This window comes from Bartonella sp. MU37NMGALS (assembly GCF_042194015.1).
Lineage (GTDB): Bacteria > Pseudomonadota > Alphaproteobacteria > Rhizobiales > Rhizobiaceae > Bartonella > Bartonella grahamii.
In genome coordinates this window covers 256,953-283,944 of record NZ_JBHIML010000001.1, presented here as the reverse complement: position 1 = coordinate 283,944, position 26,992 = coordinate 256,953, and the positions used below count along the sequence as shown (strand labels likewise).

25 protein-coding genes are annotated in these 26,992 nt (G+C 38.3%); 19 read left to right on the top strand and 6 right to left on the bottom strand.

Features of this window, described 5'->3' with window-relative positions:
• Positions 1-3: 3 nt before the first annotated feature.
• The 6 genes from der (at position 4) to ACFIJP_RS01140 (ending at position 4,597) form a co-directional block, all read left to right on the top strand.
• On the top strand, positions 4-1,428 hold the full coding sequence (gene der / locus ACFIJP_RS01165) for a ribosome biogenesis GTPase Der (protein ID WP_375625148.1): 1,425 nt from the start codon (positions 4-6) through the stop codon (positions 1,426-1,428).
• A gap of 478 nt (positions 1,429-1,906) precedes the next feature.
• A complete protein-coding gene (locus ACFIJP_RS01160; RefSeq protein ID WP_375625147.1) occupies positions 1,907-2,341 on the top strand; it encodes an AtpZ/AtpI family protein in 435 nt (144 codons plus the stop codon).
• 7 nt (positions 2,342-2,348) lie between these two features.
• Positions 2,349-3,107, top strand: a complete 759-nt coding sequence (locus ACFIJP_RS01155; RefSeq protein ID WP_375625192.1) for a F0F1 ATP synthase subunit A — start codon at positions 2,349-2,351, stop codon at positions 3,105-3,107.
• Positions 3,108-3,161: 54 nt separating this feature from the next.
• On the top strand, positions 3,162-3,392 hold the full coding sequence (locus ACFIJP_RS01150) for a F0F1 ATP synthase subunit C (RefSeq protein ID WP_005773968.1): 231 nt from the start codon (positions 3,162-3,164) through the stop codon (positions 3,390-3,392).
• Positions 3,393-3,524: 132 nt separating this feature from the next.
• Entirely contained in the window at positions 3,525-4,091 is a 567-nt protein-coding gene (locus tag ACFIJP_RS01145) for a F0F1 ATP synthase subunit B (protein ID WP_375625146.1), read from the top strand.
• 11 nt (positions 4,092-4,102) lie between these two features.
• The gene (locus ACFIJP_RS01140) at positions 4,103-4,597 is read left to right on the top strand and encodes a F0F1 ATP synthase subunit B (protein WP_375625145.1); all 495 of its coding nucleotides are present in this window, start codon (positions 4,103-4,105) and stop codon (positions 4,595-4,597) included.
• A gap of 123 nt (positions 4,598-4,720) precedes the next feature.
• On the opposite strand, the gene glyS is transcribed toward ACFIJP_RS01140, so the two are convergent.
• From glyS to ACFIJP_RS01120, 4 genes are all read right to left on the bottom strand, one after another.
• Positions 4,721-6,943, bottom strand: coding sequence for a glycine--tRNA ligase subunit beta (gene glyS, locus ACFIJP_RS01135; RefSeq protein ID WP_375625144.1), 2,223 nt, complete (start codon positions 6,941-6,943; stop codon positions 4,721-4,723).
• Positions 6,943-7,884: a glycine--tRNA ligase subunit alpha gene (locus tag ACFIJP_RS01130; RefSeq protein WP_375625143.1), complete on the bottom strand. Its 942-nt coding sequence runs from the start codon at positions 7,882-7,884 to the stop codon at positions 6,943-6,945. Before ACFIJP_RS01130 ends, glyS begins: the two co-directional genes overlap by 1 nt.
• A 92-nt stretch (positions 7,885-7,976) precedes the next feature.
• Entirely contained in the window at positions 7,977-9,671 is a 1,695-nt protein-coding gene (locus ACFIJP_RS01125; RefSeq protein ID WP_375625142.1) for a tetratricopeptide repeat protein, read from the bottom strand.
• A 95-nt stretch (positions 9,672-9,766) separates the two neighbouring features.
• A complete protein-coding gene (locus ACFIJP_RS01120; RefSeq protein WP_375625141.1) occupies positions 9,767-10,843 on the bottom strand; it encodes a polyprenyl synthetase family protein in 1,077 nt (358 codons plus the stop codon).
• Positions 10,844-11,023: 180 nt separating this feature from the next.
• Between ACFIJP_RS01120 and ACFIJP_RS01115 the strand changes: the two genes are divergently transcribed.
• The 7 genes from ACFIJP_RS01115 (at position 11,024) to ACFIJP_RS01085 (ending at position 17,886) form a co-directional block, all read left to right on the top strand.
• On the top strand, positions 11,024-11,812 hold the full coding sequence (locus ACFIJP_RS01115) for a tRNA1(Val) (adenine(37)-N6)-methyltransferase (RefSeq protein WP_375625140.1): 789 nt from the start codon (positions 11,024-11,026) through the stop codon (positions 11,810-11,812).
• 192 nt (positions 11,813-12,004) lie between these two features.
• Positions 12,005-12,853, top strand: a complete 849-nt coding sequence (locus ACFIJP_RS01110; RefSeq protein WP_012754808.1) for a S49 family peptidase — start codon at positions 12,005-12,007, stop codon at positions 12,851-12,853.
• Positions 12,854-13,095: 242 nt separating this feature from the next.
• The gene (locus tag ACFIJP_RS01105; protein WP_375625139.1) at positions 13,096-14,004 is read left to right on the top strand and encodes a 4-(cytidine 5'-diphospho)-2-C-methyl-D-erythritol kinase; all 909 of its coding nucleotides are present in this window, start codon (positions 13,096-13,098) and stop codon (positions 14,002-14,004) included.
• 165 nt (positions 14,005-14,169) lie between these two features.
• Entirely contained in the window at positions 14,170-14,844 is a 675-nt protein-coding gene (locus ACFIJP_RS01100) for a ribonuclease HII (protein ID WP_375625138.1), read from the top strand.
• Positions 14,841-15,821 (top strand): L-threonylcarbamoyladenylate synthase, encoded by a 981-nt coding sequence (locus ACFIJP_RS01095; RefSeq protein ID WP_375625137.1) that lies wholly within the window; start codon positions 14,841-14,843, stop codon positions 15,819-15,821. The genes ACFIJP_RS01100 and ACFIJP_RS01095 overlap by 4 nt, the downstream gene beginning before the upstream one ends.
• Positions 15,806-17,215 carry an FAD-binding oxidoreductase gene (locus tag ACFIJP_RS01090; RefSeq protein ID WP_375625136.1) on the top strand — a complete coding sequence of 470 codons (1,410 nt, stop codon included), beginning with the start codon at positions 15,806-15,808 and terminating at the stop codon, positions 17,213-17,215. Before ACFIJP_RS01095 ends, ACFIJP_RS01090 begins: the two co-directional genes overlap by 16 nt.
• Positions 17,216-17,358: 143 nt before the next feature.
• On the top strand, positions 17,359-17,886 hold the full coding sequence (locus ACFIJP_RS01085) for a DUF6101 family protein (protein WP_273787899.1): 528 nt from the start codon (positions 17,359-17,361) through the stop codon (positions 17,884-17,886).
• Positions 17,887-18,966: 1,080 nt separating this feature from the next.
• Here the strand turns inward: ACFIJP_RS01085 and purD are convergent.
• Positions 18,967-20,241: a phosphoribosylamine--glycine ligase gene (gene purD / locus ACFIJP_RS01080; RefSeq protein WP_375625135.1), complete on the bottom strand. Its 1,275-nt coding sequence runs from the start codon at positions 20,239-20,241 to the stop codon at positions 18,967-18,969.
• A 90-nt stretch (positions 20,242-20,331) separates the two neighbouring features.
• Here purD and ubiA point away from each other — a divergent pair, with 90 nt between their 5' ends.
• On the top strand, positions 20,332-21,336 hold the full coding sequence (ubiA, locus tag ACFIJP_RS01075; protein WP_375625134.1) for a 4-hydroxybenzoate octaprenyltransferase: 1,005 nt from the start codon (positions 20,332-20,334) through the stop codon (positions 21,334-21,336).
• Between the two features lie 230 nt (positions 21,337-21,566).
• Here the strand turns inward: ubiA and pdxH are convergent, their stop codons facing one another.
• Entirely contained in the window at positions 21,567-22,190 is a 624-nt protein-coding gene (gene pdxH, locus ACFIJP_RS01070; RefSeq protein WP_273787902.1) for a pyridoxamine 5'-phosphate oxidase, read from the bottom strand.
• 284 nt (positions 22,191-22,474) lie between these two features.
• Here pdxH and ACFIJP_RS01065 point away from each other — a divergent pair, with 284 nt between their 5' ends.
• The 5 genes from ACFIJP_RS01065 to ACFIJP_RS01045 all read left to right on the top strand — a co-directional run bounded on the left by ACFIJP_RS01065 (position 22,475) and on the right by ACFIJP_RS01045 (position 26,942).
• A complete protein-coding gene (locus ACFIJP_RS01065; protein ID WP_375625133.1) occupies positions 22,475-23,377 on the top strand; it encodes a DnaJ C-terminal domain-containing protein in 903 nt (300 codons plus the stop codon).
• A gap of 128 nt (positions 23,378-23,505) precedes the next feature.
• Positions 23,506-24,324 (top strand): enoyl-ACP reductase FabI, encoded by an 819-nt coding sequence (gene fabI, locus ACFIJP_RS01060; RefSeq protein ID WP_375625132.1) that lies wholly within the window; start codon positions 23,506-23,508, stop codon positions 24,322-24,324.
• Between the two features lie 148 nt (positions 24,325-24,472).
• The gene (aroC, locus tag ACFIJP_RS01055; RefSeq protein ID WP_375625131.1) at positions 24,473-25,561 is read left to right on the top strand and encodes a chorismate synthase; all 1,089 of its coding nucleotides are present in this window, start codon (positions 24,473-24,475) and stop codon (positions 25,559-25,561) included.
• A gap of 15 nt (positions 25,562-25,576) precedes the next feature.
• The gene (gene ribB / locus ACFIJP_RS01050; RefSeq protein WP_375625130.1) at positions 25,577-26,680 is read left to right on the top strand and encodes a 3,4-dihydroxy-2-butanone-4-phosphate synthase; all 1,104 of its coding nucleotides are present in this window, start codon (positions 25,577-25,579) and stop codon (positions 26,678-26,680) included.
• Between the two features lie 7 nt (positions 26,681-26,687).
• Complete coding sequence (locus ACFIJP_RS01045; protein ID WP_375625129.1) at positions 26,688-26,942, top strand: exodeoxyribonuclease VII small subunit; 255 nt, start codon at positions 26,688-26,690, stop codon at positions 26,940-26,942.
• Positions 26,943-26,992: the final 50 nt, after the last annotated feature.

Sequence of the window (26,992 nt, the reverse complement as noted above, 5' to 3'; positions counted from 1 at the left end):
TCGATGAGCCTTACCATTGCTATCGTTGGTCGTCCTAATGTTGGGAAGTCAACACTATTTAATCGTTTGGTTGGGCAAAAATTGGCTTTGGTTGATGATAAGCCTGGTGTAACACGTGATCGACGTATTCATGCGGCAAAACTTCAAGATCTACGTTTTGATGTGATTGATACAGCTGGGCTGGAAGAAGCAGGTGATCATACACTTGAGGGGCGAATGCGTTCTCATACAAAAGCTGCGATTGATGAAGCGGATCTTATTTTATTTGTATTTGATGCAAAGAGCGGGATAACACCAAGTGATTTAAATTTTGCTTCATTGGTTCGCAAATCAGGAAAGCCAATTGTGCTTGTTGCTAATAAGTCTGAGTCAAGAGCGGCAACAGGAGGAGAGTATGAGGCGTGGTCATTAGGTTTGGGGGAGCCGTGCCCAATATCGGCTGAACATGGTTTGGGACTTAGTGATCTGCGTGATGCAATTATAGATGCTGTGGGGTCAGAGCATGCTTTTGGCAACAACAAAGAAGAAGATATTACGATACAGCCTGCATCTGTTGGTGATGATGTAAACGATTTGGAAGAAGAGGAGCTTATTTACGATGAAAGTAAGCCCATTAGGATTGCAATTGCGGGGCGTCCAAATACAGGAAAATCCACTCTTATCAATAGTATGTTGAAACAAGAGCGCTTGTTAACAGGACCAGAAGCAGGACTTACGCGTGATTCTATTTCTGTAGATTGGGAATGGCGTGGTCGCCATATTAAACTTTTTGATACTGCAGGTTTACGTCGAAAATCGAAAATTCAGGAAAAATTAGAAAAATTATCTGTTGCAGATACTTTGCGTGCTATTCGTTTTGCAGAAGTGGTGGTCATTGTTTTTGATGCAACGATACCTTTTGAAAAGCAGGATTTACAAATTGCTGATCTTGTGATTCGTGAAGGGCGTGTTCCAGTTATTGCTTTCAATAAGTGGGACCTTATTGAAAATAGTCAGACCACATTGATTGATTTGCATGAAAAATGTGCGCGATTTCTTCCTCAAGTTCGTGGTTTGAGAGCTGTTCCTTTATCAGGACAATATGGTCAAGGGATCGATAAACTGATGGAAAATGTCATGATGATGCACCGTGTATGGAATCGTCGCATTTCGACGGCTAAATTGAACCAATGGCTTGGAACTGTTGTGGCTCATCATCCACCTCCTGCGGTTTCTGGACGTCGACTTAAGGTTAAATACATCACACAGGTTAAGACACGTCCTCCTGGATTTATGATTTCTTGCTCGCGCCCCAAAAGTATGCCCCAGTCGTATTTGCGCTATCTTGTCAATGGGTTACGTGAAACATTTGATATGTCTGGTATACCCGTTCGCATATCATTACGAGCCTCTGATAATCCTTTTGCGACACGTTCCAAAAAGAAATGATAACTCTTTAATTTTTTAAGTGAATGAAATCTATACTTAAGAATCTTAAAAATAAGTTTTTTCAATGATCTTTCTTTTCATAAAATAAAAAGTGCAAGTTTATTTGAATAAAAGGAGCAAAACAACGCTCTCATAATGTTTTTTAGTTTTTTATGTTCTCTTTCAAAACTAGGATTGATATAAAATTTGGAGCCGGAAAATAAGATGGTGTCAGTTTACGCCTTTTATTAAGTGTAAAAAAGGCTATTCTATGAGTTTTATATTATTCATGGGAGCTGTCGTGAAGTCGGTTTAGGTGCTCAGAATATCTTTTTAAGAAAGCATGTAAATTGAAAAATACGTTATTTATACAATAAAATTTATACGATAATTTGTGATAGATTTTTTTTAGTATCTTGACGAATAAATTCGGGAACAATATGATGCACACGGTTTTATGAAATGCATTCTTACTTTGCTTTTAATTAAGGAGCCAATGATGGCGGTGGGCGAGAGACCCGTTATAAGCCGTAAGGAGGCTGAAGAGGAAAAGCAAGGAGAATGTCTTCATTCAGAGGATTTGGAATGTCGTAGTAGGAACTTAAGCGTAGCTTTAGTGCGCAAGCAGGCATTAAAGAAGCGGGAGCATAAGAATAAGCGGGAAAAATCACAAGGAGGGATGGCAGATGCAATTAAGCTTTCCAGTGAGTTTCTGGCGAGTGTTATAGTTGGTGTTGTTTTGGGGTTGGGGTTTGACAAGTTAGCAGGTTCGTATCCTTGGGGATTGGTATTTTTCCTCTTCTTTGGATTTGCTGCTGGTATAGTGAGTATTCTTCGGTCTGTGGGGTATGTTTCCTCCAGTCAATTGGGAAAAAAAGGCGTATCGCGCCAAGATAAACAAGATAAAGGGGCCAATGAGAGGTCCGATAAATGAGGTTGAAGTGACAGCGCACGCTCCAGATCCTATTCATCAGTTTGAGATTTCAAGGCTGATTAAGATTTCCATAGGAAATATGGATTTATCGTTTACAAATGTATCATTGTTTACAGTCCTCACGGTTGTTATAACTTCTATTTTTCTCTTTATTTCATCATCGAGTCGTGGATTGGTTCCAACGCGGATGCAGTCTCTTTCGGAAATGGCATATGAATTTGTAGCATCGACTCTGCGGGAATCATCTGGTGTGCAGGGAATGCAGTTTTTTCCTTTAGTTTTTTCTCTGTTTACTTTTATTTTGGTTGCTAACTTTATTGGTCTCTTTCCTTATTTTTATACGGTTACGTCTCAAATCATGATCACGTTTTCGTTAGCAATGGTGGTAATTTTGACGGTGATTGGTTATGGCTTTTATAAGCATGGGGTCAGTTTTTTGAAACTGTTCGTTCCCAGTGGAGTTCCTGTTGTGGTTTTGCCTTTGGTGACAATGATTGAGGTTATTTCTTTTCTCTCCCGTCCAATTAGTCTTTCTCTTCGTCTTTTTGCGAATATGCTTGCTGGTCATATTACGCTTAAAGTGTTTTCTGGGTTTGTTGTTTCAATGATTGGGGTAGGACTCGTAGGTGTGGGTGGTTCGATTTTACCGCTTATTATGACTGTAGCAATTACTGCTCTTGAGTTTTTGGTCGCATTTCTTCAGGCTTACGTCTTTACGGTTTTAACTTGTATGTATCTTAATGATGCAATTCATCCAGGACATTAATAGAATTGGCGGTTTTCCGTCGAATAATGCAATTTCGCTTTAAAGGAGAATAACATGGAAATGGTGCTTGCAGCAAAATATATTGGCGCTGGTCTTGCTTGCTTTGGTATGGCTGGAACAGCTTTAGGACTTGGTAATATTTTTGGTAGCTATCTTTCTGGTGCATTACGAAATCCATCAGCGGCAGATAGTCAGTTTGGACGTCTCGTCTTTGGTTTTGCTGTAACAGAAGCTTTGGGAATTTTTTCACTGCTCATTGCTTTACTACTTCTTTTTGGGGTTTAATCATCATCAAAAGGGTATATCTGTTCTTGCACGAGGAAAGGTTTACCCTTTTAAGCTCTTAACCAGAGAGATGTTAGTCAGTTATCATCGGTTATAGAGGGCTTTAATAAGCTATGTAAAGGATGAAAGAAGATGTTTGTTTCAAGCGCTTATGCACAGAACACTGAAACGTCGATAGAACATATTAAAAAGGTGGCAGAGCATGCAAATCGTGTGTTTCCACCTTTTGATTTTGTACATTTTGGTTCGCATTTTTTCTGGTTGGCAATTTCTTTCGGACTTTTTTATCTTTTTATCTCTCGTGTAATTGTACCACGTATTGGTGGTGTTATTGAAACACGGCGAGATCGAATCGCATCTGATTTAGATCAGGCAATGCGCATGAAGCAGGAAGCAGACATTGTTGTTGAAACTTATGAGCGGAAATTAGCAGAAGCGCGTTTGAAAGCGCATGCTATAGCGCAGGTGGCTAGTGAAGAATTAAAAGAAAAAGCAGAGCTTGAACGAAAAGAAATTGAAGAGAGTTTAGAAAAAAAACTCGCAGATGCTGAAAAACAGATAGCAAAAATTCGGGATAAAGCGATGCAAAATGTTGGTTCTATCGCTGAAGAAGTAGCTCTTGAAATTGTGAAAAAATTGATTGACGTTGATATTAGCAAAGAGGCTGTTCGTTCAGTTGTTAAAGCTGCGGATTATTGAGGAAGAGAAAAATGACTGATACTTTTTGGGCATTTGTTGGGTTAGTTCTTTTTTTAGCTCTTTTAGTCTATTTCCAAATTCCACAGAAGCTTATACACTATCTTGATGCACGCGCGAAGCGTATCAAAGATGAGCTGGATGAGGCTCTGCGTCTTCGTGAAGAAGCACAGGAAATATTGGCTGAATATCAACGCAAACATGCAGAAGCAGAAAAAGACGCGCAAGAAATTATTGCAGCAGCAAAACATGAAGTTGAATCTGTTATTGCTGAGGCTCGTACAAAAGCAGAAGAATATGTAAAAAACCGCAATAAATTGGCAGAGCAAAAAATCGCTCAAGCAGAAGCGGATGCGATACGCATGGTTTCTTCATCGGCTATTGATTTGGCAATTTCTACAGCACGTATCCTTATTGCAAAGGAATTAGATTCTAACAAGGCAGATGAACTTATTAAAGAGTCTCTTGAGAAAGAATCGTTTATCAAAATGAAAACATATCTTAATTAATGATATTTGAGAGATAAAAATGGCCTCTTTGGTTGCATAATTTTCTCAAGATTAATTAATAAAAGTCATAAAAAAGAAAAATTTATCTTCATTATTTTTACCAGTTAATAGGACATTTTGATTCTAAATGACAAGTTTTGAAAAATCCGCAACCGATTGTGTAACAATGTGAGTACGTTTGAGAAGAGCAAGACGGTTAGCACGAACATCAGGTTTTTTATCATTCACCAATACCTTTTCAAAAAATATATCAATCAATTTCCCAAGTGGCGCTAGCACACTGAGTGCAAATGATAAATTTGTCGCATTGATGGGAGCAAGAGCTTGTTTTTCTACTTCACAGATTGCATGATAGAGCTGCTTTTCTTCTTTCTCGACAAAGAGCTCAGGATTAATTTCATTCGCTATTGCCGTGCTTTTTTGAAATTCATTTTCAAGAATATTGGCAGTACGTTTTACAGAGGCTACAAAGTTCATTCCATCATGGGTATTGATAAAAGCGATAAGCGATTCGACACGACGTGCAACCAATAAAAAATCATCAGAATCTTTATTTAAAATCGCTTCAAGAGCGTCATAACGAGCACCTTCCTCTTTTAGATAGATTTTTAAACGGTCATGAAAAAAGAATAACAGGTCTGATAAAATATATTTTGTTTTTTCTGGAAGCAGATTCAGCAATTGTGAATTTTCTCTTTGAGAAATCTCATATTTATTTTTTTGTTGTAAGAAAAGATTCATTGCGAACTGAAACAGTGGCATAAGATTGATTTTCCAATCTCGCGAAAGTACAAGCCTAATAACTCCCAATGCTGCTCGTCTTAACGCATAGGGATCTTTTGAGCCCGTTGGTTTTTCATTAATGAGCCAAAAGCCAACGAGCATGTCAATTTTGTCGGCGAGCATAACGGTTATAGCAAGCGGTTCTTGTGGAAGACGATCTGTTGGTCCTTGAGGTTTATAATGGTCCTCGATTGCTACAGCTACGCGAGGATCTTCCCCTTGAAGAAGGGCATATTTTTGCCCCATAACCCCTTGTAGTTCAGGAAACTCTCCGACAATTTCTGTTTGCAAATCAGCTTTTGCAAGGATTGCTGCACGTTTTGCTAAAAGAGGATCTGTCTGTATTAAAGGTGCAATTTCTTGTGCGAGTGTAGCAATGCGCTCTACTCTTGCACCTTGCGTACCTAATTTAGCATGAAAAGTTACATTCAAATGATCAAGTCGCGCCATTCTTTGATCAAGAGGTTTTTTTATATCAAGATCAAATTTTTTTATAGAAGATTCTAATTGTTGAATATCAGGCAAATCACGCTGATCGGTTTGCCAAAAATAAAGTGCATCAGAAAGACGGGCACGGACAACCTTACTATTTCCTTTTGAAATTTCTTTGCCTTCATCATTTGAAAGAATATTAGAAACGAGAATAAAATGATGAGAAAGTTTTACTTTTTCTCCTTGTTTACGGGTAACAAAACATTTTTGATTAGCTCGAATGGTCAAGCGAATAATTTCTGGAGGAATATCAAGGAATGATTGGTCAAAATCACCCATCAGGATAACAGGCCATTCAACAAGACCAGCAACTTCTTCTAGGAGGGGATTGTCTTGAACTAGTTCTAAACCGTTGGCAAAGCAGAGGTTTTGGGCATCAGCTAAAATAATATTCTTTCGTCTCTCGGCATCCAGAATGACTTTATGGGTTTCAAGTTGAGTAACATAATCATCAAAGCGGCGCACTTGAAATGGCTTTCCATCACTTAAGAAACGATGACCATAAGTTAAATTATTGCTTTTAAGAGAACCAATTGTAAACGGAATAACATGTGTTTCACCAATTTCTGGTCCGAAGACGCAAAGAATGTTTTGTAAAGGTCGAATCCACTTCAGAGCACCATTTTGTGCTGAATCTTTTCCCCAACGCATAGATTTCGGCCACGGAAAGTTGCGGATAATATTCGGTAAAATATCGGCAATAATTTCTTCTGCAGCTCGACCTTTTTTAACAATTTTAGCAATATAAAAATGACCTTTTTTATCATCATGTCCAATATGTGCTTCAGAAATATCGTTTAATCCTGTTGCACGTAGAAAACCATCAATTACATGCTGTGGTGATTTTATACTAGGACCTCTTCGTTCTTCATGGATATCTTTTGAGCGTATTGAAAGTCCGCGTATGTCCAATGTTAGCCGACGAGGTGTCCAATATTCACGAGCAGCTTCATAGATCAATCCAGCATTCACAAGTTGATCTGTAACAGATTTTTTGAGATCAGCAGCAGCTTTTCGTTGCATACGTGCGGGTATTTCTTCACTGAAAAGTTCAAGAAGAAGATCAGACATTAGGCTTCTCCAGTATATATTTGTCCAGCTTCTGTGAGTAAGAAGGCTTTCCCACAACGGCGCGCGAGATCACGAACGCGAAGAATGTAATTTTGTCGTTCGGTTACAGAAATAACGCCACGTGCTTGCAAAAGATTAAAGATATGGCTCGCTTTAATACATTGATCATAAGCAGGAAAAACACAGCGATGTAATATATTTTCTTTATTTGGTTTTCCAGCATCAAGAAGTGCGCTGCATTCGCGTTCTGCATCGATAAAGTGCTGATGTAGCAGTTTTGTATCAGCAAATTCGAAGTTGTAATATGAGTATTCCTGTTCTGCCTGTAAAAAAATATCTCTATAACTTATTTTGTTTTCTCCCTCCAAACCATTAAAGTTAAGGTCATAGACGTTATCAACCCCTTGGATATACATCGCTAGACGCTCAAGACCGTATGTGAGTTCCCCTGAAACTGGAGCGCATTCAATGCCACAAACTTGTTGAAAATAAGTAAATTGAGAGACTTCCATCCCATCGCACCAGCATTCCCATCCAAGTCCCCAAGCACCAAGGGTGGGACTTTCCCAATCATCTTCAACAAAGCGAATATCATGCAGTTTTGTATCAAGCCCGATAGCTTGTAGCGACTTTATATAAAGTTCTTGTAGATTGAGCGGAGAGGGTTTGAGAAGCACTTGGAATTGATAATAGTGTTGTAAACGATTTGGATTCTTACCATATCGGCCATCTGTTGGACGTCGAGAGGGTTGGACATAAGCAACTTGCCAAGGACGTGGACCTAGAGAGCGTAATGTTGTTGCGGGATGAAAAGTCCCAGCTCCGACTTCCATATCGTAAGGTTGCAAAATTGCACATCCATAGTGTGCCCAATAATTTTGCAAAGTTAAGATTAGTCCCTGAAAAGAACGTTTGGGGTTAAGATGTTCAGGCAGTTTCACGCTTTATACTCTTTATATTGGACTAAACAAAAAACCAAAATAATTTTAGTTTCTCTGTTTATTATTTCATGTGGTTTATGGTTAAGCGTCGTTTATTGCAAACCAAATTTCAACTTTTCTTGAATTTGTTCAGAATTTTCTGGTTTTCCATCAATTGCGTGGTTCCATTGAAAGATTGCTTCACGTTTACGCCCAACTTTCCAATAGGCATCCCCTAAATGATCATTCAGTGTTGGGTCCTCTGGTTGTAATCTGACAGCATTTTCTAATATTTGCACTGCTTTATTATATTCTTTTAGTTTATAATAAGCCCATCCTAAAGAATCGAGAATATGACTGTTGTGAGCTTGCAAAGCAGAAGCTTTTTGCAGCATACGGAGCGATTCTTCAAGCTTTTCACCACGTTCTACAAGGGAATAGGCTAAATAATTAAGAACCTGCGGTTGGTTTGGAAAAAAATCAAGTGATTTTCTCAAGTCAATTTCTGCTTTTGGCCATTGCTTTAAACGTTCAAAAGCAATACCACGCTGATAAAAGAGTTTCCAATCGTCCTGCTGAAAGTTTTTTATCTGGGCAATAGCGGTGTCTAGAGTTTTAATGGCCTCAAGAAATTTATTGTCCTGCATATAAAAAGCAACGAGCGTTATCAAAATATTACGATCATTGGGAAATTTTTCATTTAACAATGTGAGTAATTTTATTGCTTCTTTGTAATTGTTGTTATTGGCAAGAAGGAATGCAAGATGAAGTTGTCCATCTTTATAATAAGCAGATTTAGGGGATAAGGCGCGATAAAGTTTAATTGCTTGATGAGGATCACTCAATTTAGCAGAGATGTGTGCGAGCTGAAACAGTGTTGCGTCATTTTGAGGGTATAAGGCGAAAGATAATTGCTTAAAAATACGTGCGATTCGTCCTGAGTTTTTGTGGTTGAGGGCAGTTCCAAAATTATATAATACCTCGGCTGCTCCTTGTTGAGGTGTTTTAATAACTCTCTCTAAGAAAGAATTTTTTTCAATTTTTTCTCGAAAGTTTTTAAGGACTTCTCGACCTGACAACATTTGTTCGCCATGTTGGATTGTTTGAAGAGCTTGGTTACGCATATTATGGCGCAATTGGAATGAGGCATAGGCTATGATAATACGTTCATAGGTATTGGGAGCGATAAGAGTCCCCTGTTTGTTACTAAGTGCTTTAATGAAATATTTTTTTGCATCCTTTGGCTGTTCTGCGAGATCGCTCATAAGTGCTAGATGATAAGATATAAAAAGGTCATACCAGACGGGACCTTTGAGTTTCTTAAGATCAGCGATTGCCTGAGATTTTTGTCCAGATCCAAATTTAATCCAAGCACCGATGAGTTCAGGTATTGGATTATTGGATTTCGGAGGTTCTTTTGATTGCAGAAGAAAATTGGCATTCTTATAGTCTTTTTTGATGAGACTTTCTACTGACAAAGTTAAGGAAACAAAGGGAGTTATAACATCTTGCTCTTTGAGTTTTTGGGCTTGTTGGACAGCTTCTTTAAAGTTTCCGACCGAGAGCATAGCTTCAAGGAGCTCTTTTTGTGTTTCAATGTTATCAGGTTGATAAACGAGTGCTTGTTTAAAGTAATTGATAGCAAGTTCTGTTTTATTTTCATGATTTGCAACCCTTCCAGCTAAATAAGCACCTGTAAATGAGCTTGTATGAATTGCGGTGCTTATTTTACTGTAGGTGGGGAATGGCATCAGCATGATACCCACGATAAAGAGGGTAAAAAGTCGGGATACCGTTGCAGAGCACATGGAGCTAATCCTTTTCAAGATAATTAATCGATGGTGTTGTTTATAGATCATATCTCATTACTTTATTGAGAAATACTGTGATTCTTGCAAAGAATTCAGTTTACGCGCGCAATACAAAATTCAACAGTTTCAACGAGAGCATTGTAAGCAAGATTTTCGTTCATGGGAACAAGAGCATCAATTGCATGTTTTCCGTAGATGCGTGCTTGTTCTATTGTATCTGTGATACTATCATACTTTTCTATTAAGTGTTGCGCGTGTGCGAAGGCTTCATTATTGTTATTGCCATCTTCAAGTGCTTGTTTCCAGAAATTTTTTTCTACTATATTTCCACGTTCATATGCGATAATAACAGGCATTGTTATTTTTCCTTCTCTAAAATCATCCCCTATATTTTTTCCTAAGTTTTGAGCACTACCGCTATAGTCAAGTGCATCATCAATCAATTGGAAAGCTAAACCTAAAGATGTTCCATATTCACGTAATGAAGAACGCTCTTTATGTCCATAGCCAGCAACAATCGGTCCTACTTCAGCGGCTGCTGAAAAAAGGGCGGCTGTTTTGGCATTGATGATTTTGAGATAGTCTGAAGGGCTGGTTTTGATATTTTTTGCAGCAGAAAGTTGCATAACTTCTCCTTCAGCAATAATTGCAGCAGCATTCGCTAGGACAGAGAGCGCTTCTATGGAACCGACATCGACCATCATTTTAAAAGCCTGACCCAACAGGAAATCACCAACAAGTACACTTGCTTGATTTCCCCAAATCATCCGTGCCGTGGATTTTCCACGTCGCAAATTACTTTCATCAATCACATCATCGTGTAGTAATGTGGCTGTATGCATAAATTCAACAGCTGTTGCGAGTTTTATATGCCCGTCACTTTGATAACCGAACATATGAGCAGAAGCGAGCGTAATCATTGGGCGTAATCGCTTTCCACCTGATGAAATAAGATGGTTAGAAATTTCAGGGATCATCTCAACCTCTGATTTTGCCATAGAGAGAATAAATTGATTTACGCGCTCCATATCTTTTTGAGTAAGGTTGACAAGAGATTGAAGAGAAATTTGATTATTTCTTATTTGTTCTGGTTTGATAGCTGCGCTCAATGTGTTTACTCCTAGAGTATTGCAATGGACATATATAAAATTTACTTTATTTACTAGCATAAAGGGGGTTTGGTTTTGACTCAAGCTTTTGATGGCGCTTTGAAGTGTAAGCTTGGAATGTTGTTGGCAAGAAATGTTCTTTAGCGAGTGTAATCTTGTTGTTATGAAATAATAAAAAAATTTAAAATAGCAGCTGAATGGCAAAAATGCAGTTTATAAAGGTGAACATTAGGCTTTTAAATGGATAAAATAACGAATCAGAGTGGTGAAACAATAGACAGTTTTCACCGCGGGAAATTTTATTTGGTTCAACCCCATAAATATGGTCATCGTTCTGGAATGGATGCGATGTTGTTAGCTGGTTTGGTTCCAAGTAATTTAAAGGGCAAGGTTGTTGATTTAGGTGCAGGCGCTGGAGCTGCAGGGTTGGCTGTTGCTTCGCGTTGTCTGAAAGTTCATGTTACCTTAGTTGAACGTTCAGCTTTTATGGTATCTTACGCTCAAAAAACGCTTATGCTAAAACAAAATAAACAATTTTCTAGCCGAGTTTGTTTGCTAGAAGCAGATGTTACCTTCAAAGGGAATGCCCGTATAAAAGCAGGTTTGATAGATAATAGCTTTGATTTTGCGATTATGAATCCACCTTTTAATAATCCTACTGATCGCAAGACACCTGATAAACAAAAATCTGAAGCACATGTTATGTCTGAAGCGATGTTTGATAACTGGTTGCGGAGTGCAGCAGCCATTGTTAAGCCAGGTGGATACTTAGGGCTTATTGCACGTCCACAATCGCTGACAGATATTTTGCGTGCTTTAGAAGGGCGTTTTGGTGGTATTTGTATAATTCCTGTGCATGCACGTGCGAAAACAGCAGCAATTCGTCTTTTATTTTACGCAAAACGAGGAAGCCGAGCAGCTTTATCTATTTTACCGGCATTGATTATACATGAAGGTAATGACCATACTTTTTCACCCCGAGTTGATGCAATTAATAATGGATATATAAGCTTGTGGGAACTTTTCTAATAGTATCTTGTGTTTTTTAGTTTATTATTTAAAGTCTACACTTTGTCATTAGGGAGGTTTAGCTTTTGGGTGAAGTTATATTTCTGGTTGTAATGTGGGGATTGATTGGCGCTTTTGGATGGTATCACGTTGTTCCTTTTTGTTGTCCTTGCCTATTTAATTGTTCTTAATTTATAAGGAGATTTTGTTTTGATGGATTTTATTAAAAGTTTTATTCCACGCCGTTTTTCTTCCGATAAACTTGAAATTCCTGTGGTGCGCCTTCAAGGAGCAATTATGGATTCATCAGCATCTATATCCCGGACCCTTTCCCTCAGTAGGTGTGCAAATCTTTTAGAGAAGGCTTTCGCACACAAAAAGTCACCGGCTGTTGCACTTATTATTAATTCTCCTGGTGGTTCACCTGTACAATCGCGTTTTATCTTCAAGCGTATTCGTGACTTGGCAGAAGAAAAAAATAAAAAGGTTCTTGTGTTTATTGAAGATATTGCAGCATCCGGTGGTTATATGATTGCTTGTGCGGGGGATGAAATTTTTGCAGATCCTTCTTCAATTGTTGGTTCCATTGGAGTGGTTTCAGCTTCTTTTGGTTTTCCGGAGCTTTTGAAGAAAATTGGTATCGAACGGCGTGTATACACGGCAGGAAAGAACAAAGTTACATTAGATCCATTTCAGCCAGAAAAAAAGGCGGATATCGAGCATTTGAAATCTCTCCAACTTGAAGTGCATCAAACTTTTATCGATTTGGTTAAAGAACGGCGTGCTGAAAAATTATCAGATGATTCGAATCTCTTTACAGGAATGTTTTGGAGTGGAAAACAAAGCGTTGAGCTTGGTCTGGTTGATGGATTAAATGATGTACGTTCTGTTATTAAGGAGCGCTTTGGTAATGATGCAAAACTTCGACTTATTATGCCTCCAAAAAGTTTCTTAGGACCTAAAACGCCTTCAGGAGTGACGGCACATACGGTTTATACAGTCGTTGACAGTGCATTGATGGCAGCAGAAGAGCGAGCACTTTGGCAGCGTTATGGTTTGTAATGGAAAGGATCATTCAAGCCAGAGGGATTTTTATCTAAAAACAGATTTTAGAAGAAAAAAGGCTTGAAATGATACGAATGAGAACATGTCGTTTATTTTGTATGAGTGCTCTTCATATTTATTGTTTGTTTAGAAAACGATTAAGAATATTCCAAACTGTTTATAGTGCTTGTGCTAATAAAAAATATGGATAAAAGGGAGGAGTTTGTAAAAGAACCCTGTGTAGGTGGATATTACGTCATATGATATCAAATGTACAAGCTTCGTCCAAAAGACATTCCTATTTATTTACACCTATTAAATTGAATTTAGCTCTACATGTTGTGGGGCAACGTGCTGATGGGTATCATTTAATAGAAAGCTTGGTTTATTTTAGTCTTAGCGGTGATTGTTTACACTATGCACCTTGCGAAAATAATCAGTTTGTTTTGACGGGACCGTTTGCAAAAGGCCTTGTGTCTCATTTAGATAATTTGGTTATTCGCGCACGGGATTTTATGCATAATACTTTTTCTGAATGTGCTCAACCTGCTTTTTTTCGGCTTGTAAAAACATTACCTGTTGCTTCAGGCATTGGTGGTGGTTCAGGTGATGCAGCTGGGGTTATAAGCATGTTGCGTCAACAGTGGAATCTTGATTGCTCTTACCAAGAATTAGCAAAAATGAGCTTAGTTCTTGGTGCTGATGTTCCCATGTGTCTTTATGCATTAGAATATCAGCAGCCGCTTTTGGTCAAAGGAATTGGTCAAGAGATGATACAACTAAAGGGAGCCTGTTCTCTTGCAATAGTATTGGTTAATCATGGACAAGAGATTTCAACACAAACTGTTTTTAAAGCGTTAGAGAAGCGTCATAATCCTTCTTTAAAAATTAATACAGACGCTTTAAAGAGTGTTGATTCATTGGTTGAAGCTTTACAAGAAACGCGTAATGATCTTTTTTCTTCTGCATTAAAAATAGCACCTCAGTTAGCTGAAGTGTTATCTGTATTAGATGAATGTGGCGCTCTTTTTTCCCGCATGTCTGGAACGGGAGCAACTTGCTTTGGCATTTTTAAAAATAAACAAACAGCGCAACAAGCAGCTCTTTTTATCAAATCAATGCACCCAAATTGGTTTGTAAAACCGATCATGACTTTAGGAAATATCTGATAAATAAATATAAAAGCGTTTATTTCGTCATGATTTTATTATACACAATGAAAGAGGGTAACCAAAGAAATGTGTTTTTTATCTTTTGTGCAAGAATTTGCAGAATGTTTGGAGAGCCATTTAAAACTGTAATGCTTGCAAAAAATGATTAGGCTACAGAAATAGATGTATGTTTGTTGTATTTGTGATTTATCAAAGATGTTTAATGTTCCGCTTCAACCAAATTTTTCGTGCGAATTGGATTTGCAAAAACAGGGTTTTTTTCATATAGCAGGTGTTGATGAAGTAGGACGGGGGCCTCTCGCTGGACCTGTGGTAACGGCAGCAGTTATCTTGGATAAAGACCATATTCCTAATGGGTTAAATGATTCAAAAAAACTTTCTTTTCTCCAACGAAATAGACTTTATCATGAAATTTTGCAAAGTGCATTAGCGGTTTCAATCGCTAGTCTTTGTGCTCGTACAATTGATCAATCTAATATTAGAAAAGCAACTTTAGAGGCAATGCGTCGCTGTATTATAGGGTTAGCCATTCCAGCCCACTATGTCCTTGTTGATGGACGTGATATTCCTTCTGAGTTGTCCTGTCCTGCAATGGCATTGATTAAGGGCGATCAGCGTTCGGTTTCAATTGCAGCCGCATCTATTATTGCGAAAGTAACGCGTGATCGGATGATGGAGTGTGCAGGACAAGTTTATAAAGGGTATGGTTTAGAGAAGCATGTAGGTTATGCAACACTAGCGCATCGTACAGCTCTTGATAAATATGGACCAATTATAGGATTACATCGTTATAGTTTTGCACCACTAAAAGAGTGTTATAGAAATGATGTGTCATGACGATTCTACCACTTAATAGTGCTTCGATAAGAGAGGCAATAGCGCTTCTTGAACAAGGGAAGTTAGTAGCATTACCAACGGAAACTGTTTATGGATTAGCGGGCGATGCAACCAATGGGAGGGCAATTTATTCTATTTTTTCTACAAAGAGTCGTCCGCAAATTAATCCTCTTATTGCGCATGTCAGCGGCATCGAAATGGCGGAACGTTATGTTAAAATTGACTTTCTTTCACGCCAATTAATGGAGGAATTTTGGCCAGGGCCTTTGACATTGGTTTTGCCTTTAAAGGAACAGCATAATATCCATCCTTTAACAACCTCTGGTTTGAATACCTTGGCTGTTCGTTTTCCAGACAGTCGTTTTGCGGAAGTAGTACAACATTTTGGCCGACCACTTGCTGCTCCTAGTGCGAATCAGTCGGGGCGTCTTAGCCCTACTTCAGCTGAGGCTGTTTTTGCATCTTTGGGGGAATCTGTTCCTTTGATATTGGACGGAGGACCTGCTAAAATAGGGCTTGAATCAACGATTATTAAGATTTGTGATGAAAATATTTATCTTTTGCGTCCAGGGGGGCTTGCGGCTGATAAAATTGAAGAAATTGTGGGGAAGTCTTTAAAACGGATAGATCAAAGGGCGGCAATTGAAGCTCCAGGGATGTTAAAGTCGCATTATGCTCCCAATGCCACGATTCGTTTGAATGTAGAAAAGGTGGAAAATGGTGAAGCGCTTTTAGCATTTGGTTCAAAGCGCGTTATGGGGGCTGAAAATGCCGTTTCTATTTTAAATCTTAGCGAAGATGGAAAGTTGGAAGAGGCAGCCTTTCATCTATTTCAATATATGAAGGAATTAGATTCATTTAAAGTGAGATGTATCGCAGTAGAACCTATTCCATCATACGGATTAGGGGAGGCGATCAATGATCGTCTTATACGGGCTGCGGCTCCAAAGGAGAAACAAACATGGAGCAGAAATTAATTGAGGGTTTTAGAGAAATTGTTGGTGCTAAGCATGCTATAACAGATCAAGCGTTGATTGCACCATATTTGCTTGAAGAGCGTGGGCTTTTTCATGGAAAAACACCTTTACTTTTACGTCCATCTTCTTGCGCACAGGTCTCATTGATTATGCAGCTAGCGAGCAAAACACGCACACCGATTGTGCCACAGGGTGGAAATACAGGGCTTGTGGGGGGACAACAACCAGATGAAAGAGGAGGGAGCGTTCTTTTATCCATGGAACGATTAAATAAGATTAGAACTATAAATATTGAGGGAAATTTTGTTGTTGTAGAGGCTGGTGTTATTTTACAGGATTTACAGAAAAAAGTGGATGAATCAGGTCGTTTTTTCCCTCTTTCTTTGGCATCTGAAGGTTCTTGTCAAGTAGGAGGAAATCTTTCGTCGAATGCTGGAGGGACAGCTGTTTTAGCCTATGGCAATATGCGTGATCTTTGTCTTGGTTTGGAAGTTGTTTTACCAGATGGCCGTATTTTAGATGATTTGCGTTTTGTTAAAAAAGACAATAGTGGTTACGATTTGAAAAATCTTTTTATTGGTGCAGAAGGCACATTGGGTGTTATAACCGCAGCCGTTTTGAAGATGTTTCCAAAAATAAAAGGAAAAGCTGTTGCTTTGGTGGGATTATATAGTCCGGCGAAGGCTTTAGAGTTTTTATCTCTGGCTCAAGAATATGGAGGAGGGATGTTGACAGGTTTTGAGCTCATGGGAAATCTCAGTTTGCAAATGGCTTTAGATTATAAGATGTGTGAGAAGCCTCCTCTTCAGCGGGAGCATGAATGGTATGTATTAATGAACATTTCATCATTGCAAGGCGATGATGAGGCGTTATCAGTACTGAGTATTATTTTAGAAGAAGCTTTAAAGAGTGCGGTGATAGAAGATGCAATTGTTGCACAATCTTTAAAACAGCAAGATTTTTTTTGGCAGTTGCGGGAAAGTATATCCTATGCACAAAAGTTAGCAGGAGGGTCCATTAAGCATGATATTGCGGTTCCACTTGCTTCTATTCCTGATTTTATTGCTGAGGCAGCGCTTATTGTTGAAGATATTTCTCCAGGAGCACGGGTGATTTGTTTTGGACACATGGGCGATGGAAATTTACATTATAATATTACACAACCTGTAGGAGCTGATACAACGGTGTTCTTGCAGTTATGGTCAAAAATGAATCATCGCATTCATAGTTTAGTAATGGACTATAGAGGTGCATTTTCTGCTGAGCATGGAATTGGTCAGCTTAAGCGCGAAGAACTTCGTTCTTTTAAATCGCCTGTTGCATTGGATATTATGCAAGGGATTAAAAAAACGCTCGATCCTTTAGGGATAATGAATCCCGGAAAAGTATTATAATTCAAGAATAGTGATCATGTATTTTTGTTTAGATTTTAATAACCAAAAAAGAAACCAGTTGTTTTTTATTCAAACTTTTAATAATCCAATGAGAAAAAGCTGCTAAAGGGTGTATGTTATTTAAGATAAATTGGGATATGTATATGGCTAATCAATGCTTTAATCAGGCAAAAGCGGTGCTTGAATTTCGGTTAGATCCGTGCCATTTGCCACAAACGACGACATATTTTTCATCCAAAACGGGTAATCAGGTTATTTGTTCGTTAAATGAGCGTGGTGTTTCTTTTAAAACGGATATGCCTTCAAGCTTATCGCATTTAATACCGCCTTATCATTTCCAAGGAATTGCAGCACGTACCGTAAAAACGCGTTCAGGAGAAAGAGCTGTTGCATTAGAATTACTTCATGCTGATGAGGAAGCTTGTATACCGCTTTTGGTTTCCAGAGATTTGAATAATGTTCTTCTGGATTGGCGATTATGGGCGGATACTTATGGCCTCCCCATGCTTATGATCAATGAAGATAATCGCATTCTGGTTGTAAAAGATCGTTCTGATTTACATCGTTTTTTTGGTACAACAGCACATTCTAAACAAAAGCGTTTCTTACTTCGTTATAGCAATCCGTTAGGCTTGCGTTTGGTGATTGCGAATCGAGTTGCACTCCAGTAATATTAATATGCATTCATTTTTGTACTACCGTAAGCATTTATCTTGTTGTGCCGTAAAACATCGTTGTTTGGGCGGTAATATAAGGCATGTAAACTTCATACATGAAGTATTTTTAGAGGACATGGCGAATATTCTTAAATGTCGGTCTTTGTGTAAGTGAAGCATATGAGTGGGAACCAAGAGGAACCTGCTCAATGAGAATCCAGATGTTTCCAGATGGGATTTGGTGTGACTTTTGGTTCTTTAAGGCAAAGAGGAAGTCAATGATTGTAAATGAGAATTTTTTGACACCATATATTTGCAGCAGGAATCGGTTATGTTAAACGCTTTTCTCGGAGAGGTAAAACGACTTTCATAACAATAGAAACCGTTTTTTTGGCGGTGTAATTTTTGGTTTTTGCCACATCGTTAAAACACCAGAAGATTGCTGGAAGTGTTTTTGATTTTTTTTATAAATCATTTCTCCATGTTGAATGAGAGCTTTAAATATTACAAAATATTCTTATTTCATCTCTCTCTCTTATAATCAAAAGCATTTAGATAGAAAGGGTTATCGTAATATTGAGAGTTGGAAAATACAATGATGGTATCGGTTTTTATCTTTATTCAAGAAAGATGGCAGTATGGATTTATACTATTTGCAGGTAGTATCGTAAAATGGGAGTGACGAGCATGAGGGGTATTGTTTAAGAATCTGTACGTGAATAACATCAGTATCTTTTTTTTGGCATTTTATTTTTCGTAAAAGCGGAATTTCATTAAAAAACGCGATAAATAAAAGAAATGATAGTATATATGTTTTTCGTCAAGATTTTATAATAAAGAAAGTATTTATAAAAGTGATGAGAAAATACGTTTAAAGTAAATACAACAGTAAAATGATCAGTTTATATGACAGTGTCATATTCAGAGAAATTTCCTATTTTATCATGAGTAGATATCCTATTTACAATATTTGATTGTTCAAACGAAAGCACACTCATTTTTTCAAAATTATGATCAACGTAAAACAGTGAGAAAATTTTTGTACTATGCTCTTATATAAAATAATCAAATCGTAAAAAAGAATATTCAAAGGATTTAGTTTTCTCGCGCAATGGCTCTCCATCCGATATCACGACGAACAAAACCTTCTGGCCAATCAATACAATCAACAGCTTCATAAGCACGTTTTTGTGCATGCGTAATCGTTTTTCCTGTTGCTGTTATATTGAGAACACGTCCACCATTTGCAATGAGTTCTCCATCACGCAATACTGTACCAGCTTGAAAAACTTTCACATCGGGAAGAGTGTTTACTTTATCAACGTTACGGATGACAGTACCTTTTTGGGGAGAGTCTGGATAACCATTGGCAGCCATAACAACGGTGAGAGCAGTTTTTTCAGACCACCGAAGAGGCTTATGTTCAAGTTTTCCTTGAGCTGCAGCAAGAAAAATTGGCAAAATGTCATCTTTGAGACGCATCATTAAAACTTGACATTCAGGATCACCGAATCGTACGTTAAATTCAATTAATTCGGGTCCTTTTTGCGTTATCATTAATCCGACGAAGAGAATACCTTTAAAGGGGGCGCCCATTTCTTTCATGCTTTTTAAAGCTGGTTCAACAATTTCTTTGAGGGTACGATTCACTATTTCTTGGGTCATGATGGGCGCTGGTGAATAAGCACCCATACCACCGGTGTTTGCTCCAATATCCCCATCACCTACACGTTTATGATCTTGGGCAGATCCAAAAGGAAGAGCAATTTTACCATCACAAAGGCAGAAGAAGCTTGCTTCTTCACCTTCAAGAAAAGATTCTACAACAATTTTGTTTCCTGCATCTCCAAATGCACTTTTGAAGCAGGCATCGACTGCGTTAAATGCTTCTTCCATAGTTGTTGCAACCACGACACCTTTGCCAGCTGCTAAGCCATCAGCTTTAATAACAATGGGAACACCTTGTTGATGAATGTAAGCTTTAGCTTTAGAAGCATCATTAAAGCATTGGTAACTTCCTGTAGGAATGTTATTCTTACGACATAAATCTTTTGTAAAAGCTTTTGAACCTTCTAGTTGAGCAGCTTTTTGAGTAGGACCAAATACACAGATGTTAGCGCTATTAAGAGAGTCTGTTATACCCGCAACCAATGGTGCTTCTGGTCCTACAATCACAAGATCAATAGAATGTTTTTTACAAAAATCAATAACAAGGGGATGGTCATCAATGTTTAAATTAATATTTTCACCAAATTCTGTTGTTGCAGGGTTTCCAGGAGCACAATATAACTTTGTTAGCAGTGGTGATGCTGCTATTTTCCATGCTAAAGCATGTTCTCGTCCACCTGAGCCAATAAGAAGAATATTCATTGCTTGCTCCTCTCATAAAAGATGATTAATCTCATCTCTTTCTCATAAGAATGAAATGTCTCTATCGCAAGACCAAAGGTAAATCATTTGATGAAAAAAAATAAAAATATCGCGCATGTTCAATCCTGTGAGAGTCAGGGACGGGTTATGGACGCATCTTCCAAACAATGGGTCTACAATTTCCTTCCCTGTTCTTTATGGTTTTATGCGCAATTGGCGCGTTGGGATCGGCCTATCGGATGGCAATTGTTGATGTGGCCTTGTTTTTGGTCAACAACAATGGCTTTTTTCTCTTATAACATGCATTACGCTACTCTTTTATCAATGTTTCTTCATTGGGTTTGGTATCTTTTTCTTTTTTTTCTGGGATCTATTGCTATGCGAGGGGCAGGATGTACTTGGAATGATCTTATTGACCATAAAATTGATGCTCAGGTAGAAAGGACACGTTCTCGCCCATTGCCTACAGGTCATGTGAGTCGGTTTCAAGCCAGAGTTTTTATACTTATGCAATGTTTGGTTGGTTTAGTCGTTTTATCACAATTTAATAGGTTTAGTTTTTTTCTAGGTATTTCGTCATTGATAGCTGTTGCGTTTTATCCTTTTATGAAACGCGTAACATATTGGCCGCAGTTTTTTTTAGGCGTTGCGTTTAATTGGGGGGCATTAATGGGGTGGGCTGTTGTCTTTGGAAGTTTAAGTTGGGCCCCAATCTTGCTTTATGTGGGATCAGTCTTGTGGACCATAGGATACGATACAATCTACGCACATCAAGATAAAGAAGATGATGCTACTGTTGGTGTCCGTTCTACGGCTCTTCTCTTTGGTAAAGGAACCAAGCGTGCTTTAGTATTTTTGTATGGTGGTTTTGTGGTGTTCGTTAGTCTAGCATTTTATTTATCTGGAGTCCCTGTTCTTAGTTTTTTGGGGATTTTTGCGGCAAGCATCCATATGTTTATTCAAATTAAAGTCATTGATATAGATGACAGTTCACAATGCCTCAGGCTTTTCAAATCTAATTCGCTTATTGGTTTTGTGATTTTTGCTGGTTTGGTATTTGGGGGTATATGGACGATATTTTATCCTGCGATCTAAAAATAAGTTAGCTAAAATCATAGTTTCTGCTGAATACAGTATTTTCTTTTAAATAAGTTTGTTGCTAATCTGTTTTAAGCGATACAGTAGAAAATATTACCAATCAACTTTTACAGTGAAAATGAAATTCTTCTATTTAAATAAACTAAATCATTTTCTTTTAGAATTTTTCAAATAGAAAATATTTGTGTTGGAAAAACAAATTTTACATAACAATGAAGTTTGCAGGATCAGGGATAAAGTTTTTGTCTTTTCCAATCGCTGTGTTCAACACAATCGCGTGTAAAAAGCAGACGATCATGTAAACGAAATGGGCGATCGCACCAGAACTCTATAGAAAGGGGTTTAACACGAAACCCAGACCAATAAGGTGGTCGTGGAATATTGCCTAGAGCATAACGTGCAGTATATTGAGCAATTGCTTTTTCGAGCACAAAACGATTGTCTAAAGGTTGAGATTGTTTAGATGCCCATGCACCAATTCGACTACCACGTGGTCGCGATTGGAAATAGGCATCGGCTTCCTGTTGACTTACTTTTTCAACAATTCCTCTAATTCTGACCTGACGACGGAGCGATTTCCAATGAAAACCTAAAGATGCTTTCATTGATTTTAAAATTTCTTGTCCTTTACAGCTTTCATAATTGGTATAGAAGACGAAGCCTTGGGGACTGTAGTCTTTGAGGAGAACCATACGAACATTAGGGAGTCCTGTTTCGTCAACTGTTGCTAATGCCATAGCATTTGGATCATTTATTTCACTTATCGTTGCTTCTTCAAGCCACTTTGCGAAAAGTTCAAAAGGTTTTTGCATTTTCATAAAATGATCATCTGTTGGTATTTTGTTGCTCATAGTTTCTCCAAATATCAGTGAGCATGGGTAAGGCATTTTCTCATTTTCAAAAAGCCAATTTTATCGTGTATTTCTATGGTAGTTTAATTATTTTTACTTTAGCATAGACTACAATGAGCTATATTAAATAAATGTCTCATTTTATCTGGTATTTTAGTTTATTGATAGACATATAAAGAGGAAAGAAGAAATTATTCTCTAGAATAGACTGATAAAGATATAAGGGATATTGAACAACGGATCAGTTGATATTTTGAAACCGAAAAAATTGAAAAGAGGGCAATATGCGTGATCCCTACACGATTCTGGGTGTGGCACGTACCGCAAAATCACAAGAGATTAAATCGGCATTTAGAAGATTAGCAAAGAAGTATCATCCAGACCATAATAAAGATGATACAAAGGCTAAAGAAAAATTTGCTGAAATTAATCAAGCTTATGAAATTATAGGTGATAAGGATAAAAAGGCACAATTTGACCGCGGTGAAATTGATATGGAAGGAAAACCGCTTTATCAAGCCTATGGTACTGGTGAAAATTTTAGCAATAAACAAAATCCCTTTTCAGGAAGAGCAAAGGGATTTGATTTTTCCTCTTCAGGTGGTGCAGGTTTTGATGCGAGTGATATTTTTCGGGATCTGTTTGGAGGAGGTGGTAGCTTTTCGAATTCCACACACTATAACCGTCCCCAACAAGGAGCACATGTTCGTGCTAATCTTGCTATAACATTAGAGCAGATGGTTGGCGCAGAAAAGGTGGAAGCTGTTTTTCCAAATGGAAAAAAGTTAAAAATTAAACTTCCAGATTATATTGAAGACGGACAGACTATTCGATTAAAAGGTCAGGGAGAGGAGGTACCTCTTGGGCAAGCAGGAGATGCGTTGATAACCATTCAGATTCAAAAACATCCTCGTTTTCGGGTTGAAGGAAGAGCACTCCATCTTGATTTACCAGTTTCTCTTAAACATGCTGTTTTGGGAGCAAAAGAAGAAGTTGAGACATTGGAGGGACGTGTGGTTTTAAGGATTCCTGCTTGGTCAAGTTCTGATCGCGTTTTACGGTTGAAAGGGAAAGGGCTTCGTTTAAAAAATGGTACAAGAGATGATCTTTATGTGCATGTTCGCATTATGTTGCCAGAAGGTAAAAATGCCGCGCTAGAACAGTTTTTGCAAATGCAACAAGATTAATTTTAAAATTTTTTATATATAAAAGCGTAGTTTTTGTTTGATTTTAAACCAATTACTTGAAGAAAAAGTTGACCTGTGTCATAGGCAGATGAATAATATTAATTTTAAGTAACAATGGGGCAGTGCTGATGGCTAAGGGTAATGGTTTATTGTACGGTAAGCGTGGTTTAATTTTGGGGTTGGCCAATAATCGCTCCATCGCTTGGGGAATCGCTAAAGCGGCAAGTAGCGCAGGGGCAGAGCTTGCTTTTACCTATCAGGGTGAAGCAATGAAAAAGCGTGTTGAGCCTTTGGCTGAAGAATTAAAGGGATTTGTTTGTGGACATTGTGATGTTTCTGACAGTGTCTCTATTGATACGGTCTTTAGAGAAATAGAGAAGAAATGGGGAAAGCTCGATTTTTTAGTTCATGCTATTGGTTTTTCTGATAAAGATGAGTTAAGTGGTCGTTATATTGATATCAGCGAATCAAATTTTATGATGACCATGAATATTTCGGTTTATTCCCTAACAGCTCTAACGAAGCGTGCAGAGAAATTGATGTCAGATGGTGGTTCAATCTTGACACTGACCTATTATGGTGCAGAAAAGGTTGTTCCCAATTATAATGTAATGGGGGTTGCCAAAGCAGCTCTTGAAGCGAGCGTGAAATATTTAGCGGTAGATTTAGGTCCTCAGAATATTCGTGTTAATGCTATATCTGCTGGACCAATTAAAACGTTAGCGGCTTCAGGTATTGGTGATTTTCGTTATATTTTAAAATGGAATGAATATAATGCTCCATTACGTCGTACGGTAACAATTGAAGAGGTTGGTGATTCTGCGCTTTATTTTCTTTCAGATTTGTCTCGTTCTGTTACCGGTGAAGTCCATCATGTCGATTCGGGTTATAATATCATAGGTATGAAAGCCGTTGATGCACCAGACATTTCTGTCGTTAAAGAATAAAGTTTGGTTTATAGGATTTTATTGGACAGCAGTAATTTGACCAAATTTAAAGTGGCTGAGAGTATTTGGGAGCAAAGAGCTACCTTGTGTATAGCACACAACATACGTTGTCGTTGTATATATTTGACAGAGAAACGGATCTTTTTTCATGTCGCATAATACATTTGGTCATTTGTTTCGTGTAACAACATGGGGTGAAAGTCACGGTGCTGCTCTTGGTTGTGTCATTGATGGTTGTCCACCTGGAATTATTTTTACTCTTGCAGAAGTTCAAGCTTATCTTGATAAACGCAAACCAGGACAATCAAAGTATACAACACAGCGCCGAGAACCAGATGAAGTAGAGGTCCTTTCAGGAGTTGTTGTTCAAGACGATGGGACGACATTGGTGACAACAGGTACACCAATTTCTCTGTTGATTCGAAACACAGATCAGCGTTCGAAGGATTATAGCTCGATTGCCCATCAGTATCGTCCAGGACATGCGGATTATACTTATGATATTAAATATGGCATTCGTGATTTTCGAGGTGGGGGACGTGCTTCAGCACGGGAGACGGCCGCACGTGTTGCAGCTGGTGCATTTGCTCGTAAAATCGTTCCTGGTTTGATTGTACGAGGAGCAGTGATAGCAATTGGTCCTCATAATATTAATCGTGATCGTTGGGATTGGTCAGAGGTTGATAATAATCCTTTTTTTACAGCTGATGCAGAGATGGTTCCCATTTTTAGTGATTATATCAGTAAACTCCGTAAAGAGGGAACATCTGTTGGTGCGGTTGTTGAGATCGTTGCAGAAAATGTTCCGGCAGGTTTAGGAGCCCCTATTTACGCAAAGCTTGATCAAGATATTACATCATTACTTATGTCGATTAATGCGGTAAAAGGAGTGGAAATTGGTGATGGTTTTGCGGCAGCCCGCTTGAGGGGAGAAGAAAATGCCGATGAAATGCGAATGGGAAATGATGGAAAACCGCTTTTTTTATCCAATCATGCTGGTGGTATTTTAGGGGGAATATCGAGTGGACAGCCAATTGTTGCACGTTTTGCTGTAAAACCTACTTCATCAATTTTAACGCCTCGTCGCTCCATTGATGTTGATGGTCATGATATAGATGTTATAACGAAGGGACGTCATGATCCATGTGTTGGGATTCGTGCCGTTCCTGTTGGTGAAGCGATGGTTGCTTGTGCTATTGCTGACCATTATCTAAGACATCGCGGTCAAATTGGGTGATTGAGAAGGTGAACAATGGCGTATGATGAAAAAAAAATTGTTTCTGCACTTAAAGCTTTTGAACGCGGTGAAATTGTTGTGGTGACAGATGATGATGACCGTGAAAATGAGGGTGATTTAACTCTTGCTGCAGTGCATTGTACAGAAGAAAAGATGGCGTTTATTCTTCGTCACACAACAGGTATTGTGTGCACACCTATGCCAAAAAAAGAAGCACAACGGTTTAATCTTGCTCCTATGGTACCAGATAATAAATCTGCACATGGGACGCAATTTACTGTTACTGTGGATTTTAAACATGGGATAACGACGGGTATTTCCGCACATGACCGCACATTGGCAGTTCGTAATCTTTCTAATCCAAATGCTGGTGCTCACGATTTTGTCCGTCCAGGACATATTTTTCCTTTGATTGCGCATGAAGGGGGGGTGCTCATGCGTTCAGGTCACACGGAGGCCGCTGTTGATTTATGTAAATTAGCTGGTTTGCCACCAGTTGGTGTTATTGGTGAGTTGGTCAATGATGATGGCAGCGTTAAACATGGCGATCAGATCATGCAATTTGCGCAAGAACACCGGTTGCATATGATAACGGTTGCAGATTTAATTGCTTACCGCCAACGTAAGGAAATATTGATCAAGCATGTTGGAGAAATGCCTATTGAAACATCTGTAGGTCCCGCTATTGTTCATAGTTATCAACTCCCTTGGGAAGCCGTTCAGCATATTGCAATTGTTTTTGGTGATGTCCGTGAGGGTGGTGATATTCCTGTGTATTTACATCATGAAAACATTATAAATGACGTTTTTTGTCAAGCTTCAGATATTATGGTGATGATGCGGCGTATGATGGAAAAAGAAAAACGTGGCGTATTTATTTATTTGCGTAAAGGCTCTGTTATGCAATCAACTATTGATATTCAAAATATGGCAAGAGACAGTTCAGAAAACCATGTGCAGGCGATTGAACGCGAAGAAGAATGGCGCAAAATTGGTTTAGGATCACAAATTTTAAAATATCTAGGAATAGGCTCTGTTATTGTTTATGCAGCTAAAGAACATCATTATGTAGGTTTAGAAGGTTTTGGAATTCGTATATCCAGAACAGATATTTTTTGAGGTTCATATGAAAAAAGAGATACAAGAGGGGGATATTACGACTTTAAGCTTTGAGCAAGCGCTTCAGCAACTTGAAGTTATTGTCGAAAATTTGGAACGTGGCGATGTGCCTTTGGAACAATCCATTGATATTTATGAACGCGGTGAAGCGCTTAAAAAGCATTGTGAAAAACTCTTAAGAGTTGCTGAAGCTAAAATTGAAAAAATACAACTTTCAGAAGAAGGTTCTCCAGAAGGAGTAGAACCACTTGATGCTAAATAATATTAAATATTTTGAATATTTATTGTGAAACGAGGAGATATAATAACCTT